The sequence below is a fragment of the Kaistella sp. 97-N-M2 genome, from assembly GCF_021513235.1.
Taxonomy (GTDB): Bacteria; Bacteroidota; Bacteroidia; order Flavobacteriales; family Weeksellaceae; genus Kaistella.
Genome location: NZ_CP090976.1, coordinates 2,807,551 through 2,822,465, shown reverse-complemented (window position 1 = coordinate 2,822,465; position 14,915 = coordinate 2,807,551). Strand labels below are relative to the sequence as shown.

The window sequence follows — 14,915 nt, the reverse complement described above, 5'->3', positions numbered from 1 at the left end:
AGTTTAACGATTTAATTTGAAACTAAATCTAAAAACTCCTGCTCATCCAGGATTTCAATTGTGCCGATGTCCTGCGCTTTTTTCAGTTTGCTGCCGGCTTTTTCGCCAACTACGAGATAGTTCAGGTTTTTCGAAACCGCCGAAATGTTTTTTCCGCCATGTTTTTCCACCATTTCTTCCGCGGCTTCGCGCGTAAACAGAGACAGTTTTCCGGTGAAAAGAAACGTTTTATTTTCCAAAGCCGTACTTAAAAGCACATTCGTGTTTTCACCGTTTTCCAGTTGAACGCCGTACGTTTTCAGCCGCTCAACCATCAGCAGATTTTCCGGATTTTGAAAGAAAGCCACAATACTTTCTGCGATTTTTCCACCAATATCTTCCACCTGAATGAGTTCTTCTGCGCTGGCGTTTTGTAAAGCTTCAATCGATTCGAAATTTTTTGCAAGTTTTTTCGCCACCGTTTCGCCGACGTGCTTGATGCCAATTCCAAACAACACTTTTTCAAACGGAACTTCTTTGGATTTCTCGATTCCAGCAATGATGTTCTGCGCAGATTTTTCCGCCATTCTTTCCAGGGGCAGAAGTTGTTCTTTCGTTAAAACGTAAAAGTCTGCAGGATTTTCCGCCAACTTTTCGCGGTACAGCTGTTCGATGGTTTCTGCGCCTAAATTTTCAATATTTAAAGCTTTGCGCGAAACGTAATGAATCATTCGGCCCACAACCTGCGGCGGACAATGCAGATCATTCGGACAAAAATGAATCGCCTGATCTTCGATTTTCACCAGCTCAGTCCCACATTCCGGACAGTTTTTAATGTACTCGATTTCACGATTTGCGGGATTTCGTTTCTCTAAATTAACACCAACGATCTTTGGAATAATTTCGCCGCCTTTTTCTACATAAACGAAGTCATGTTCGTACAAGCCGAGTTTTCGGATGATATCTTCGTTATGCAGACTCGCGCGCTTAACCGTTGTTCCGGCAAGCAGAACAGGTTTTAAATTGGCCACCGGCGTGATGGCACCGGTTCTGCCGACCTGATAAGTCACGGCCAGCAATTCAGTTTCCACTTTTTCAGCTTTAAATTTATAGGCCATTGCCCAACGCGGCGATTTGGCGGTGTATCCTAACTGGGATTGCTGTTTTAAGGAGTTCACTTTTAAAACGATTCCATCAATTTCGAAGGGCAGCTGATGTCTTTCTACATCCCAAAAATTAATGAAGGTTTTAACGTCGTCCAACGTTTTGCAAAGTTTTGCCTGGTCAGAGATGCGAAAACTCCATTCACGGCTTTTTTGCAGGAGTTCCCAATGCGTCTCTGCAGGCATTTCGGTGGAAATAAACTGATACAGAACGGCAGAAAGTTTTCTTTTCCCTACCTCTGCGGAATCCTGCATTTTTAAACTTCCGGAGGCTGTATTCCGCGGATTCATAAAGAGATCCAAACCTTCTTCCTCGCGGCGTTCGTTAATTTTATCGAAGTTTTTCCGCGTCAGATAGATTTCGCCGCGCATAAAAAACCGCTCGGGAAAACCGCCGTACAGCTGCATCGGAATGTCGGAAATGGTTTTCACGTTAGAGGTAATTTCGTCGCCGCGAAAGCCGTCGCCGCGTGTTACGGCTTCCTTCATTACGCCGTTTTCATAAAGAATAGAAATGGAAGCGCCGTCGTATTTTAGTTCGGCCACAAATTCTACAGGTTCGTTCAGCGTTCTTTGCACGCGTTTTTCCCAGTCTTGAAGATCATCAAAATCGTAGGAATTATCCAGCGAGTACATGCGAAACTGGTGCTGAACGGTGGGAAAATTTTTCGTGATCTCGCCGCCCACGCGCAAAGTGGGAGAGTTGCTGTCGTAAAACTCCGGATGCTGCGCTTCTAAATCATGCAGTTCTTTCAGTTTTAGATCGAATTCGAAATCGGAAACGGCAGATTCGTCTAAGGTGTAGTAATCGTAATTATATTGGTGAAGTTCTGCGCGCAGGGCCTGAATCTTTTGCTGAATATCTTGAGACATATTTATGAAAAATAGATTAAAGTTTTAGTAAAAATAAAATAATACAAAAAAACAAATTAAAATGGAACGTAGCGCAATTTATAATAAATTGGTGAGTCTAAAAGAAGATGATCTATAAAAAAAATAATATCAAAAACTGTTTCTAAATCGTTTGTTACGGTTTGAAATTCGTTTCCAAGAGAAATTTTCAGGGATGTTTTCAGTTTCGCGTTAAACTGCAATTTTATAAAATTTGCAAAGTTATTGCAAGATGTTGTCCTACATCGATTCAAATTCATCTTTTATTATGAGGAACAAACCGCGCCCCGGATCGCAATGGAAATTTTTTTACAGGGCAAAGGAAGTGGCAAAAAAATTGTAATGAAGAGCCGGAAATGTGCGCCCAAAGAACTGCGCTTTTCGATTTTTTACTACTTTTAATCTTCTAAAAAAAATTCCATGCAGAAAAAAGATATTTTACTCCTTGCCGGTGCGGCTGCAGTTGCGGCTGCCACAGGTTTTGCAACACACAGCGGCTTAAATTCCGTCTTGTTGTTTCTTCTTGCAGCAGTGGCCTTGGTTTTGGTCGCAATGATCGTAGGAAAGGCCACGGAACAATTGGGCAGCCGCATGGGACCCGCCGCGACGGGAGTTTTGCAGTCCGCACTGGGAAATTTGCCGGAACTTTTTGTGTGTATTTTCGCCTTGAAAGCCGGCCTGATCACGGTGGTTAAAGCGGCGTTGATCGGATCTATTCTGGGAAATTCGGTTCTGGTTTTCGGTATGGCGATACTTTTTGGTGGCATTAAAAACGGGCGGCAATATTTCCACTCGGAACCGCCAAAAATGAACGCCATCCTAATGATACTGGCGTTTGCCGCGATGGCTGTTCCAACCTTAACTTTTTACCTGCACACGCCCGCGGAAAGCCATATCAATATGCTCGACATTATTGTTTCGGTGGTTTTGCTCATTGTTTTTGGAGCTTATTTGAGCTTTTCCATCAAAGGAGATCAGTCGGTGATTCCGGCGGAGGACACGGAAGCGCATGAGGCGAGTTGGTCTTTGCCCGTGACGCTCATTGTGCTGGCGGCTTCCGGCGCGGGCGCTGCGTTTGTGTCGGACTGGTTTGTGGAAGCGCTGCAACCTGCCATGGATTCCCTCGGCATTAACGAGGTTTTTGCCGGTTTGATCGTGGTGGCAATTGCGGGAAATGCGATTGAAAACATTGTGGGCATTCAGCTGGCTATTAAAAATAAAGCGGATTACGCGGTGAGTGTGATTATGAATTCGTCGTTGCAGATCGCTTTGGTGCTGTATCCGCTGTTGATATTGATTTCTTTCTTTTTGGGCGGTGCGGTATTGTCTTTTGTATTGAGTCCGCTTTTGCTTGCTGCTCTGGCACTTTCCGTGCTGGTAAGCGCGTTCATTGTGTTTGATGGAGAAAGTATTTGGCTGGAAGGCGTGGCGCTGATCGGGCTTTATATTATTATTGCGGCGGCTTTTTGGTGGGGATAATTTTCAAGAAAAGATGCAAAATCTTTTGGACAGCTTGCTTTGGGATTACAGTTTTTAAAAGTTGAACGTTATTTTACTCCTCAGAATTCAAAAATTTAAATCAAGTTCGATTGTCTAACAACACCGTTCACCGTTTTAAATTTCCGAAGGAAATCTTAATCATCTTAATTCCGCGACCTAAATCTTAATGGTAATTATCTTTTCATTAAAGGTTTCCGAAATTAAATTCCGTAAATATTCCCAGATCAAACTGAAGAGTTAAAAAATTTCGCATTAAGTCATAATGGTAAAACCTTTATTTCCAGCCGCGACTTCACAAACTAAACTGAACCTCACCTTAGTTCGATAAAATTTCTTCAATCTTTTTCGTGAGTTTTGTCGCGTTTGGAAGCATGGCTTCTTCTAAAACCAGGTTGATCGGTACCGCCGGTAAATTCAGTGAACCCATGGCTTCAACGGGCGCATCTAAATGCTTAAAACACTCTTTGGAAATCCGGTGCGCAAAAGCTTCAGCAAAAGAATTATTCAGTTGTTCTTCCGTTAAAACCAGGCATTTTCCGTGAAGTTTCGCACGTTCGAAAACCAGTTTTTCATCCAACGGAATGAGTGTTCTTAAATCGATGATCTCTACTCTTCCTGCAAAATTCTTCGCCGCTTCTTTAGCCCAGTAAATTCCCATACCATAAGTAACGAGGAGCATGGTTCGGCCCTTTTCGGTTTCGGTTTTGTCGGCTTCTAAAATAATATTTCCTTTACCGAAAGGTAAGATGTAATCTTCCGCCGGTTCGATGGTTTTTGCATCGTCGGTGCCCGGAACTTTGCTCCAATACAAGCCTTTATGTTCCAGCATAATCACCGGATTCGGGTCGTAATACGCTGCCTTCAGCAAGCCTTTAAAATCTGCAGCATTGCTCGGGTAGGCGATTTTAATGCCTTTAATATTGCACAAAATACTTTCAACACTTCCGCTGTGATAAGGTCCGCCACCGCCGTAGGCGCCAATTGGCACGCGAATAATATTGCTCACCGGAAATTTTCCGTTGCTTAAATAATTTGATTTGGAAATTTCCGTGATCAGTTGGTTGATGCCGGGATAAATATAATCGGCAAACTGAACTTCTACAATCGGTTTCAGTCCCACCGCGCTCATTCCCACGGTTGAACCGATGATGTAAGCTTCCTGAATCGGGGTATTGAAAACTCTTTTATTACCGAATTTTTTTCCTAATGTCACCGTCTCGCGAAACACGCCGCCAATCCTTTCGCCCACGTCCTGACCGTAAAGCAAGGCTTCGGGGTGTTTCCACATGATTTCCTGAATGGCGTGAATAGCCGCATCAACCATCACAATTTTTTCCGGATTTTCGCCTTCTCTTGCACCAACTTCTTCCGTGATAGGAGTTGGAGCGAAAACGTGATCTTCCACGGTTTCAGGTTTTGGATCCTCCGCTTCAATAGCTTTATGGAAAGCCTGTTCGACTTCCAAACGTGCTTTCTTTTCGATCTGTTTTAAAAGATCTTCGTCAGTACCTTCTTCCAGTAATCTGTTTCTTAAAATATTTCCGGGATCTTTTGCGCGGTGTTTGGTGAGATCTTCGTCGTCGCGGTAAAATTCGCGCCGAACGCCCGAAGTATGGTGACCAATCAAAACCGTACTCGCACAAACCAACATGGGTTTTCTTTCCTTCCGCACGAAATCCACGGCTTTTTGCATGGCTAAGAAACTGGCTTCGAAATCGGTGCCGTCGACTTTCATTCGGTTCAAACCGACAAAACCTGCAGCAAAATCATACGCATCGGAAGTTCGGGCTTCTTCTTTCGTAACGGAAATTCCCCATTCGTTGTCCTGAACTAAAAATATGATGGGCAACTGGTGTAGCGCGGCAAACTGAAAGGCCTCCGAAACTTCACCTTCCGTAACGGAATTATCGCCGAAACTGCAAACGACGACAGGATTATTTTCAAATTGTTCTAAATTAAATTCCTGAATGTATTTGAGTCCCTGCGCGACGCCGGTTGTAGGAATTGCCTGCATTCCCGTGGCCGAACTTTGATGAATGATTTTTGGAAGATTTTGCTGTCGGCTCGACGGATGCGAGTAGTAAGATCGTCCGCCCGAAAAGGGGTCGTCCGCTTTTGCCAACAGTTGAAGCATTAATTGATACGGCTCAAAACCCATTCCGAGTAACATGCTTTCGTCCCGGTAATAAGGCGATACCCAGTCTTCTTTGGTCAATTGATACGCCGTCGCCAGCTGGATCGCTTCGTGACCACGCGAAGTGGAGTGCACGTATTTGCAGATATTTCGGTTCTCTTCGTAAACATCTGCCGTGGCTTTGGCCACCATCATATGCTTAAATGCTTTCAATAAAATCTCCTTCGAAACGCGGTTTTTTGTATCAATTTCCATAGTGAACAAAGATAAAAATTTAATTCATTATTGGAAATTTTGGAAAATAACAGAGGAATTGGCCGTTAGTGAACAATTTCAATGATCTAAAATTTGCAACTTTTTTTTAAAGAAATTTTACACTAATTTTACCAAAATCTTACTGATTTTTCCCAAACTTTACGACATCAATGTACTTAATATTCGATACTGAAACCACCGGTTTACCCAAAAATTATAACGCACCGCTCTCTGATTCAGATAATTGGCCAAGAATGGTGCAAATTGCCTGGCAGCTTCATGCCCAGGACGGAACGCTGCTCGAAAATCAGGACTACATCATTAAACCCGATGGTTACGACATTCCTTATAATGCCAGCAGAATTCACGGAATTTCTACCAAAATGGCAAATGCCGAAGGTCGGGATCTGCTGGAAGTTTTAGCTGAATTTCAGGATGTTTTAAAAAAAGCCCATGTTGTGGCGGGCCATAATATCGATTTCGATTACAAAATTGTGGGTGCCGAACTGTTCCGAAAACAACTAGAAAATGCTTTGGAAAAAATTCCCTCCGCTGATACTATGGCTCTGGGAACAGATTATTGCCAATTGGGCGGCGGAAGAAACGGCAAGTTTAAATCGCCAAAACTGACGGAACTTTACGAAAAACTGTACAATCAAAAGTTCGACGAAGCGCACAATGCCGCAGCCGACGTAAATGCAACAGCTCAGATTTTCTTCGAAATGAAGAGGATTGGCGTTATTCCCGCGGATCAACTTAAGATTTCCGAAGCAGATCTCCGCGAATTTATTGAGACTCATCCTCATCCGATTCAACCATTTGGAATTATCATCAGACGGCAGGTCGCAGCTTCAAAAAAGAAAAAGAAAATCGATTTTGGCGATACCAACGAAATTGAGATCGGGGACTATTTTAATTTTCATAACCACAGTATTTATTCCTCGCTACAGGCTTCCTCACGCATAAATGACCTCATCAACAAAGCCCTGGAGAATAATTTTTCGGCAGTTGGACTGGTGGATCTAGGAAACATGATGGGCGCTTTTAAATTTGTTTCGGAAGTTGAAAAAGCCAACGGAAACATCAAAAAGAAACATCAGGAATATTTAGATAAGAAACAGAAAGCGCAGGAAGAAGGAATTGAGTTTAAAGAGACTGAACCGAGAAGCAAAGAACTGATTCCGATTATCGGCTGCGAGTTTTATATTTCCGACCGCCCCGAAAAAAAACAGTTTACTAAGGACGATCCCGACCGCAGGACGCACGTTGTTTTGTTGGCAAAAAATATGAACGGGTATAAAAACCTGACGAAACTCTCCAGTATCGGATACGTGAACGGATTTTATTTTGGGGTTCCGAGAATTTCAAAACAAATGATCTCCGAGTATAAAGAGGATCTAATTGCTTTAACGGCGGGAACTTTGGGTGATATTCCGAGTACCATTTTAGAATTTGGAGAACAGAAAGGCGAGGAGGTTTTCCAGTGGTGGACCAATACTTTTAAAGAAGATTTTTACGTGCAGATTCAAAACCACGAGGTGGAGGAGGAAGAACATTTAAATGATGTTTTGCTTGAATTTGCGGAGAAGTATGACACGAAAATTTTGGCCCAAAACGAAACATTTTATACCGAACGATCCGATGCACACATTCAGGATATTTTATACTGCATTAAAGACGGTGAAAAACTGTCTTCCCCTGTTGGCAAGGGTTTCGGAAAAAGACGCGGGTTGCCTACGCACGAATTTTACATGAAAGATGAAGCGGAACTGAAACAAAGTTTCCGGCAATTCCCTGACGCTTTTGAAGCGTACACGGAATTTCTCGCCAAGTTTGAACCGTACACTTTAAAACGTGATGTTTTGCTTCCCGAGTATGACATTCCATCAGAGTTTTTGAGCGAAGAAGATCGTGCAGACGGCGGAAAAAGAGGCGAAAATGCGTATCTGCGTCACTTAACCTACGAAGGCGCCGCAAAAAGGTATCCCGAAATTACGGATGAAATTCGGGAACGTCTCGATTTTGAACTGGACGTAATTAAAAATACGGGTTATCCGGGCTATTTTTTAATCGTACAGGATTTTTGTAATGAAGCCCGAAAGATGGGCGTTTGGGTAGGTCCGGGTCGTGGCTCAGCTGCGGGTTCGGCCGTCGCCTATTGTACCGGAATTACGAATGTTGATCCGATTGCTTATGATCTGCTCTTTGAGCGTTTTCTAAATCCGGAAAGGATCTCAATGCCCGATATCGATATCGATTTTGATGACGAAGGACGGGATAAGATCATTAAGTGGGTTGTTGAAAAGTATGGCAAAAGTAACGTAGCGCAGATTATCACCTACTCCGTTTTGGGTGGTAAATCGGCGATTAAGGATGCAGGACGCGTTTTGGATGTTTCCATTGGAGAAACGAACAATATTGCGAAATTAATTCCCTCCTCACCCGGAATGAATATTGCTAAAGCCTTTGCAAAGTTTGACAAACTGGCGCCCGAAGACAAAGTTTTGGCGCAGGAGATGAAAGATATTTTAGCGAATCCGCAGGATGAAAGATTCGATGTGCTTTCGGCCGCGCAAAAAATGGAGGGCTGCATCCGAAATACAGGAATTCATGCGTGTGGCGTCATTATAACACCGGAAGATATTTCCAATCTTGTTCCGATCACTATTGCGGCGAAAGATGCAGACATTCTCGTTTCGCAGTTCGACAATTCTGTGGCGGAAAGTGCGGGTTTGCTGAAGATGGATTTTCTCGGCTTACGTACGTTAACCATCATTAAACGCGCCATTAAACTCATCCGAGAAAAGCATGGCATCGACATCAATCCGGATACCATTCCGCTGGACGATGCGAAAACCTATCAGTTATTTAAAGAGGGTAGAACGGTCGGGATTTTTCAGTATGAAAGTCCGGGAATGCAGAAATACATGCGCGAACTCAAACCGACAAAGTTTGGTGATCTTATCGCGATGAATGCGCTTTACCGGCCGGGGCCCATCAAATATATTCCAACATTTATTAATCGGAAAAACGGCTCCGAAGAGACAACTTATGATCTTGAAGAAACCAAAGAATATTTGGAGGAAACCTACGGAATCACCGTATATCAGGAACAGGTAATGCTTTTGTCTCAAAAACTTGCACATTTTACGAAAGGTGAAGCAGATACGTTGCGGAAAGCCATGGGAAAAAAAGACCGGCCAACACTGGATAAAATGTATCCTAAATTTTTGGAAGGCGGAAAAATGAATGGGCTGGACGAAACAAAACTCAACAAGATCTGGAAAGACTGGGAAGCCTTTGCAGAATATGCTTTTAACAAATCACACTCCACGTGTTACGCTTTAATTGCGTACCAAACCGCGTATTTAAAGGCCAATTATCCGGCGGAATACATGGCGAGCGTCATGTCGAACAACATTAACAACACGAAGCAGATTACTCTTTTTATGGAAGATTGTAAAGCGATTGGCGTCGATGTTTTAGGCCCCGACGTGAATGAATCGCAGTACGCTTTCGCGGTGAACGAAAAAGGCCAGATCCGTTTTGGTTTAGGCGCAATAAAAGGCATTGGCGAAGGTCCGAGTGAAGCCATTGTGGCGGCGCGAAAAGCAGAACGATACAAGAACATTTATGATTTTTTCGAGAAAATCCCGTCCTCTCAAATGAACAAAAGAGTAGCTGAAAGTTTGGTGGTAGCAGGCGCTTTTGATGAAGTCGACCGGTATCACCGCGCACAGTATTTCGACATCGACGCGAGCGGAAAAACCAATATCGAACGGCTTTTGCGTTACGGACAAAGCTTTCAGGACAACATTAACGAAATTGAAAACTCGCTTTTCGCCGATTTCGCGGATGAAGTGAAGATTGAACAGCCCAAAATAAATCCGGCGCCAGAGTGGCAAAATATGCACAAACTCAACAAGGAAAAGGAAATCATCGGGTTTTACCTGTCCGCGCACCCGCTGGATGAATATAAATTTCAGTTCCAGTTTATTCAGGGTGCTTTGAGCAAAAAAGAAATTCTGGAAGGCAAAAAAGAAGAGGAGATTGAACTCGATAAAATTGCCGTCCCCATCGATATTGTGGACGATATTGCCGACAGCGAGGAGGATCTGATTGATCTTCCGCGTGATAATCCGGAGGGCGACGAGGCGGAATTACTGGAAGATTCCGGTAAAAAAGCCGAACCGAAAGGAACCTATAACTTCCTCAATCTCGATGAAGTCGAATCCTACAAAAACATTGTTTTTGCGAACCAGCAGCCGGATCTTTTTAATAACGATAAACTTTCCTGGAAAGAAAAACAGGCCTTAAAAAATAATGCGCCCGAATATATGGTAGCCGGCTTGGTGACGGAATATATTGTGAAAGACGGAAAAAACAGCGGCGAAAAAATAGCCTTTCTCACTTTGGAAGACTACAGCGGAAGTTATGGTTTTCGGCTTGGAGACCGCGATTATATGAGACTTCGTGATAAAATTGAGGTTCAGCGCTTTGTTATTTTTAAAGTTAAATTTTCCCAGGCAAATGACGGCCGCGTTTTCGTGAACGTTTCGGAAGTTATCGATCTAAAAGACGCTTTCGAAAAATTCGCAAAAAAAATGACGGTTGTTGTAGATGTAAATGATTTGAGAAGAGAAGATGTCGACTTTTTTCGGGAAAACTTCAGCAATTCCAACGGCGAACACAAACTAAATTTCTTCGTTAAAAATCCGGAAGATCAGTCCAATATAGAATTGGTATCGATGAAAGCAAATGTTGATATTAATGGCAATCTTTTGGAAATTATTCATGAAATGAATAAATATGAAGTTTATTTAAATTAATTTATTTTTTTGGTGCAAAAAAGTTAAAAAATTAATTTAAAAAGCATCTATTTTAAAATTTATTTCAGATTTGCGGCACGGAAAAAGGGTGAAATGCACGGTCGTTTTTTGGGAAAAAGTTACTAAATTCGTAAAAATTAAAACACATTTTATGAAAAGAGAACTTATCCTTTATGAGAATCATGAGCTCCATTTAGAAAGCGTTCAGTGTTTTCTCGATCACCATCAGTTCACCAACATGTTCGATTTTAAAGGAACCGTGCAGTTCGAGGCGATCGAAACATTGGTCACTAAACAGTCGGAATTACTCATTATGAATATTTCCGAAATTAACGTTAATGAGGTTTTCGAACAAATTGAAAATTTACTTTCCTTACATCCGGCTCTGAAGATTGTGCTTCTTTCTTCGAAAACGGATGTAAGATTAATAAAGAAATTTTTTGATAAGGGGATCAGGAGTTTTCTCACCGAAAATACCGACGGCAAAGAGTTTCTCCGTGCTTTAGGTCAGGTGATTAATGATAAAGTTTACATAAATGACGATACGAAAAATGCGCTGTTCAATTTTATCTGCAATGTCGATGAAAAACCGGGTAAAAAATTCGGTGTCGAAGAACTGACCGAACGCGAAAAAGAAGTTTTAGATCTCATTTGCGAGGGCTTCCGCACGAAAGAGATTGCAGAAAAGCTTTTTATCAGCACACATACCGTCGAATCGCACCGGCGAAATATCATGCTGAAACTGGACGTCAGAAACTCCTCGATGCTCGTAAAATTTGCCGTAGATCATAACTTAGTTAGCTAAAAAGAAACCACCGAAAGGTGGTTTTTTTATACTGCAAAAAAATTGAAAGCTGAAAATATTCCGTTTAACAGCAGCCGGAATTAGGATCGCAACTCTTTTCGCCCTTTTCCGCATAAACGGTAATGCTGTAAATTTTCGTGTCCGAATTATGGTGGTTTCGAATTTCCTCTTCGTTCAGGTAATTCATTAAAATTTCATCCGGAATAATGATCGCTTTCTCTTTTTGAACGGCAATATTTTTAAAGCCGGCTTCCTTAATAATATTCAGATAATCCTCTTTCTGAATGGCACTGGCCACACAACCCGCGTACATCTCTGCAGCATTCTTAATCTTTTCGGGCAGAGCGCCACTTAACACGATATCGGAAATCGAAAAATGTCCTGTCGGTTTTAAAATACGATACACTTCTGAAAAAGCCTTGTGTTTATCCGGAACCAAATTCATCACACAATTGCTGACGACCACGTCTGCAAGATTCGCCGACATTGGAATATTTTCGATATCGCCCTGCCGGAATTCTACATTTTGGTAGTTTAGCTGCGCAGCGTTTTTGCGTGCTTTTATAATCATGGCCTCCGTAAAATCGATTCCAATCACGCGACCGTCTTCGCCCGTTTCGGCACGCGCGATAAAACAGTCGTTTCCTGCGCCGCTTCCCAAATCTACTACAGTATCGCCTGTTTTAATTTTGGCAAAATTTGTCGGCAATCCGCAGCCTAAGCCCAGATCTGCGTCTTTGGCATAACCTTTCAGGTCGTCATATTCTTCGGACATAATATTATAAACTTCCGTGCTGCAGCCGCCACTGCCGCAACAGGAGGAAGCGTTGGTTTCCTTGTCCTGTAAAGCAATTTCTGAATATTTCTGCCTTACCATTTCCTTAATTTGCGCATTGTTTTCCATTTTTTTTAAATTTTGATGTTTATCAATTAGCAGCAGTTGGTCTGTTTTTCAATTTTAAGAAAGATCTGCGCTACAAAATGCTGTACTTTTTTAAATTTTTCGGGGTTGATGCAATAGCAAATAGATTTCCCTTCGATATTTCCCTTAATAATTCCAGCGTTCTTCAATTCTTTGAGGTGTTGAGAAATGGTGGGCTGTGCCAGAGGAAGTTCTGCCACAATATCATTGCAGATACAGGAGTCGACGGACAAAAGATATTCTACAATGGCAATTCTGGCCGGATGGGCTAAAGCTTTTAAGAGGGTAGCGATTTCATTTTGTTCCGCGGTAAAGTGTTCAGATTTTGTAATACCCATTAATTTAAGCTTTAAAAATTGAGGTTTTATTTAATATAGCAATATTACGATATTAAATTTAATTTCTCAATATTTTTTTTTAGATATTGAGAAATAAAAATCAATCGTTTGATTGAATTTTGTAAATAATAGTTTAACTTTGCACCCGCAAAAAACACGGAAACGATGATATCTAAAGAAGAAAATATTTTATTTAGCGCCGAAAAACTCTTTGCACAAAAGGGTTTCAACGGAACTTCGACGAGAGAAATCTCGAAAGAGGCGAACGTAAATATTTCCATGATCTCTTATTATTTTGGCTCCAAAGAAAAGTTGTTTGAAAAAATATTCGAATTTCGGATGAACGAAAGTCTGTCTTTCAGTAAAGAAGTTATAGCAAACGAAAGTTTGAATGAATGGGAAAAGATCAACCTCATTATCAACAGGTATATTGATCGGGTACATCGGTTAAGAACCTTCTACATCATCATGCAGCGCGAACAGTTGACGAACAAGAACAAACACATTGTTCAATTCATCAATGAGTTTAAAATAGGATTTCTCCGAATTTACAGCGCACTTGTTGAGGACGGTTTTGAGAAAAATATTTTTACAAAGAAGCCGCGAATTGAATTTTTACACGCGACAATTTCAGGTACCATTTTCACGGCGCTCCACACGGTTCCCATTTACCGGGAATATATGGCCGGCGGCGATAGTTACGAAAACGATTACTATAACGAAATAAAAATTCACATTAAAAACCTTTTAAAATACCTCTTAGGTTATGAAGAAAATATATAGTTCCATTGTCACCCTGTTTTTTTTAGCGTGGGGGACGGGTGCGAACGCGCAGGAAAAACGAACGATTACGTTGGACGAAGCGGTGATGCTCGGAATTCAAAATTCTAAAAATCTGCGCATTGATGAAGCGAAAATTCAGGAAGCGACGGCTAATTATCTTGAAGCCCGCAATAACAGACTTCCGAGTTTAAAAGTTTCCGGCAGTGCTTTAGCCCTTGCTAATGCGGATGTTAACCTGATGATTTTGCCGCCTTCAAATAACGAAGGCAAGTCGCCGAAAGCTAATTCCGCATTTTATGGCAACGTCGCCGCCTCACTGCCTTTGTACGCTGGTGGCCGAATTAAATATGGAATACAATCTGCCCAATATCTAGTTGAAGCCTCCAAATTAAGTTCCGAAAACGATAAAGTTGCCATTGCCTATAATGTTTCACAGGCGTACAACAATCTTTTCAAAGCCAGTCAGGCTATTAAAGTTTTTAAAGAAAATCTATCTGTCTCCCAAAAAAGAGACGAATCTTTTCAGAAACTTGAAGATAATGGCATTATTGCAAGAAACGATAAGTTGAAGGCCAGTTTGCAGACATCAAATATCGAACTGCAGTTGCTGGAAGCTCAAAATAATTTCAGTATTGCAAGCATCAACATGGACCTGCTTTTGGGTCTTCCCGACACAACAGAAATTGACATTGACGAAAATTATATCGACGAACTTTCCCAGAGCCATCCTGTTTCTTATTATTTGAATGAGGCAACCGGCAACCGAAAAGATCTGCAGGCCATCGATTATCAAAGAAAAGCGGCGGACCTCGGGCTTAAATCTGCGAAAGCTGAAAGTTTACCGACAATTGCCTTAACCGGCGGTTATATCGCAGCCGACGTGCCGAAAATTTTAACGATTCTGAATGCGGCCAATATTGGTGTGGGAATTCAGTACAATATCGATAACCTTTGGAAGAAAAATTCGTCTTTACTCCGTGCAGAAGCCCAGCAAAAGCAATTGACCGCCACCAATGATCTGTTGAGTGACCAAATAAGACTGGAAGTGAACAGAGATTTTCAAAATTCAGAATTTGCAAAGAGAAAAATTGCAGTTTATGAAAAGGCCGCAGATCAGGCGAATGAAAATTACCGCGTTACCAAAAATAAATTTGACAATGGTTTGGCTACCATTACAGAACTTCTTGATGCCGATGCCGCCCAGATCACCACAAATATTAATGTAGTTAATGCGAAAGCGGACGCGGCCCTGGCGAACAGAAAACTGCTGCAAACTTCTGGAATCTTAACTTCAAGATAGGAGAACACCCTGAAAT

The 14,915-nt window shown here is 41.9% G+C and carries 9 protein-coding genes; 5 read left to right on the top strand and 4 right to left on the bottom strand.

Features of this window, described 5'->3' with window-relative positions:
• Positions 1–11: 11 nt before the first annotated feature.
• Positions 12–2,015, bottom strand: a complete 2,004-nt coding sequence (ligA, locus tag L0B70_RS13130) for an NAD-dependent DNA ligase LigA (RefSeq protein ID WP_235142229.1) — start codon at positions 2,013–2,015, stop codon at positions 12–14.
• Positions 2,016–2,453: 438 nt separating this feature from the next.
• Between ligA and cax the strand changes: the two genes are divergently transcribed.
• Positions 2,454–3,512 (top strand): calcium/proton exchanger, encoded by a 1,059-nt coding sequence (cax, locus tag L0B70_RS13125; RefSeq protein ID WP_235142228.1) that lies wholly within the window; start codon positions 2,454–2,456, stop codon positions 3,510–3,512.
• A gap of 337 nt (positions 3,513–3,849) precedes the next feature.
• On the opposite strand, the gene L0B70_RS13120 is transcribed toward cax, so the two are convergent.
• The gene (locus L0B70_RS13120; RefSeq protein WP_235142227.1) at positions 3,850–5,922 is read right to left on the bottom strand and encodes a thiamine pyrophosphate-dependent enzyme; all 2,073 of its coding nucleotides are present in this window, start codon (positions 5,920–5,922) and stop codon (positions 3,850–3,852) included.
• Between the two features lie 170 nt (positions 5,923–6,092).
• Between L0B70_RS13120 and dnaE the strand changes: the two genes are divergently transcribed.
• Positions 6,093–10,751, top strand: coding sequence for a DNA polymerase III subunit alpha (gene dnaE / locus L0B70_RS13115; RefSeq protein ID WP_235142226.1), 4,659 nt, complete (start codon positions 6,093–6,095; stop codon positions 10,749–10,751).
• Positions 10,752–10,902: 151 nt separating this feature from the next.
• A complete protein-coding gene (locus tag L0B70_RS13110) occupies positions 10,903–11,556 on the top strand; it encodes a response regulator transcription factor (protein ID WP_235142225.1) in 654 nt (217 codons plus the stop codon).
• A 64-nt stretch (positions 11,557–11,620) separates the two neighbouring features.
• On the opposite strand, the gene L0B70_RS13105 is transcribed toward L0B70_RS13110, so the two are convergent.
• Complete coding sequence (locus L0B70_RS13105) at positions 11,621–12,460, bottom strand: arsenite methyltransferase (protein ID WP_235142224.1); 840 nt, start codon at positions 12,458–12,460, stop codon at positions 11,621–11,623.
• Positions 12,461–12,486: 26 nt separating this feature from the next.
• The gene (locus L0B70_RS13100; RefSeq protein ID WP_235142223.1) at positions 12,487–12,816 is read right to left on the bottom strand and encodes a helix-turn-helix transcriptional regulator; all 330 of its coding nucleotides are present in this window, start codon (positions 12,814–12,816) and stop codon (positions 12,487–12,489) included.
• A gap of 165 nt (positions 12,817–12,981) precedes the next feature.
• On the opposite strand from L0B70_RS13100, the gene L0B70_RS13095 reads away from it, so the two are divergent.
• Positions 12,982–13,599, top strand: coding sequence for a TetR/AcrR family transcriptional regulator (locus tag L0B70_RS13095; RefSeq protein WP_235142222.1), 618 nt, complete (start codon positions 12,982–12,984; stop codon positions 13,597–13,599).
• Positions 13,583–14,899 carry a TolC family protein gene (locus L0B70_RS13090; protein ID WP_235142221.1) on the top strand — a complete coding sequence of 439 codons (1,317 nt, stop codon included), beginning with the start codon at positions 13,583–13,585 and terminating at the stop codon, positions 14,897–14,899. The genes L0B70_RS13095 and L0B70_RS13090 overlap by 17 nt, the downstream gene beginning before the upstream one ends.
• The last annotated feature ends 16 nt before the right edge of the window (positions 14,900–14,915 follow it).

Bases quoted from the DNA above. Each gene is read 5' to 3' on its own strand.
- ligA (WP_235142229.1), bottom strand. From the start codon at position 2,015: ATGTCTCAAGATATTCAGCAAAAGATTCAGGCCCTGCGCGCAGAACTT.
- cax (WP_235142228.1), top strand. From the start codon at position 2,454: ATGCAGAAAAAAGATATTTTACTCCTTGCCGGTGCGGCTGCAGTTGCG.
- L0B70_RS13120 (WP_235142227.1), bottom strand. From the start codon at position 5,922: ATGGAAATTGATACAAAAAACCGCGTTTCGAAGGAGATTTTATTGAAA.
- dnaE (WP_235142226.1), top strand. From the start codon at position 6,093: ATGTACTTAATATTCGATACTGAAACCACCGGTTTACCCAAAAATTAT.
- L0B70_RS13110 (WP_235142225.1), top strand. From the start codon at position 10,903: ATGAAAAGAGAACTTATCCTTTATGAGAATCATGAGCTCCATTTAGAA.
- L0B70_RS13105 (WP_235142224.1), bottom strand. From the start codon at position 12,460: ATGGAAAACAATGCGCAAATTAAGGAAATGGTAAGGCAGAAATATTCA.
- L0B70_RS13100 (WP_235142223.1), bottom strand. From the start codon at position 12,816: ATGGGTATTACAAAATCTGAACACTTTACCGCGGAACAAAATGAAATC.
- L0B70_RS13095 (WP_235142222.1), top strand. From the start codon at position 12,982: ATGATATCTAAAGAAGAAAATATTTTATTTAGCGCCGAAAAACTCTTT.
- L0B70_RS13090 (WP_235142221.1), top strand. From the start codon at position 13,583: ATGAAGAAAATATATAGTTCCATTGTCACCCTGTTTTTTTTAGCGTGG.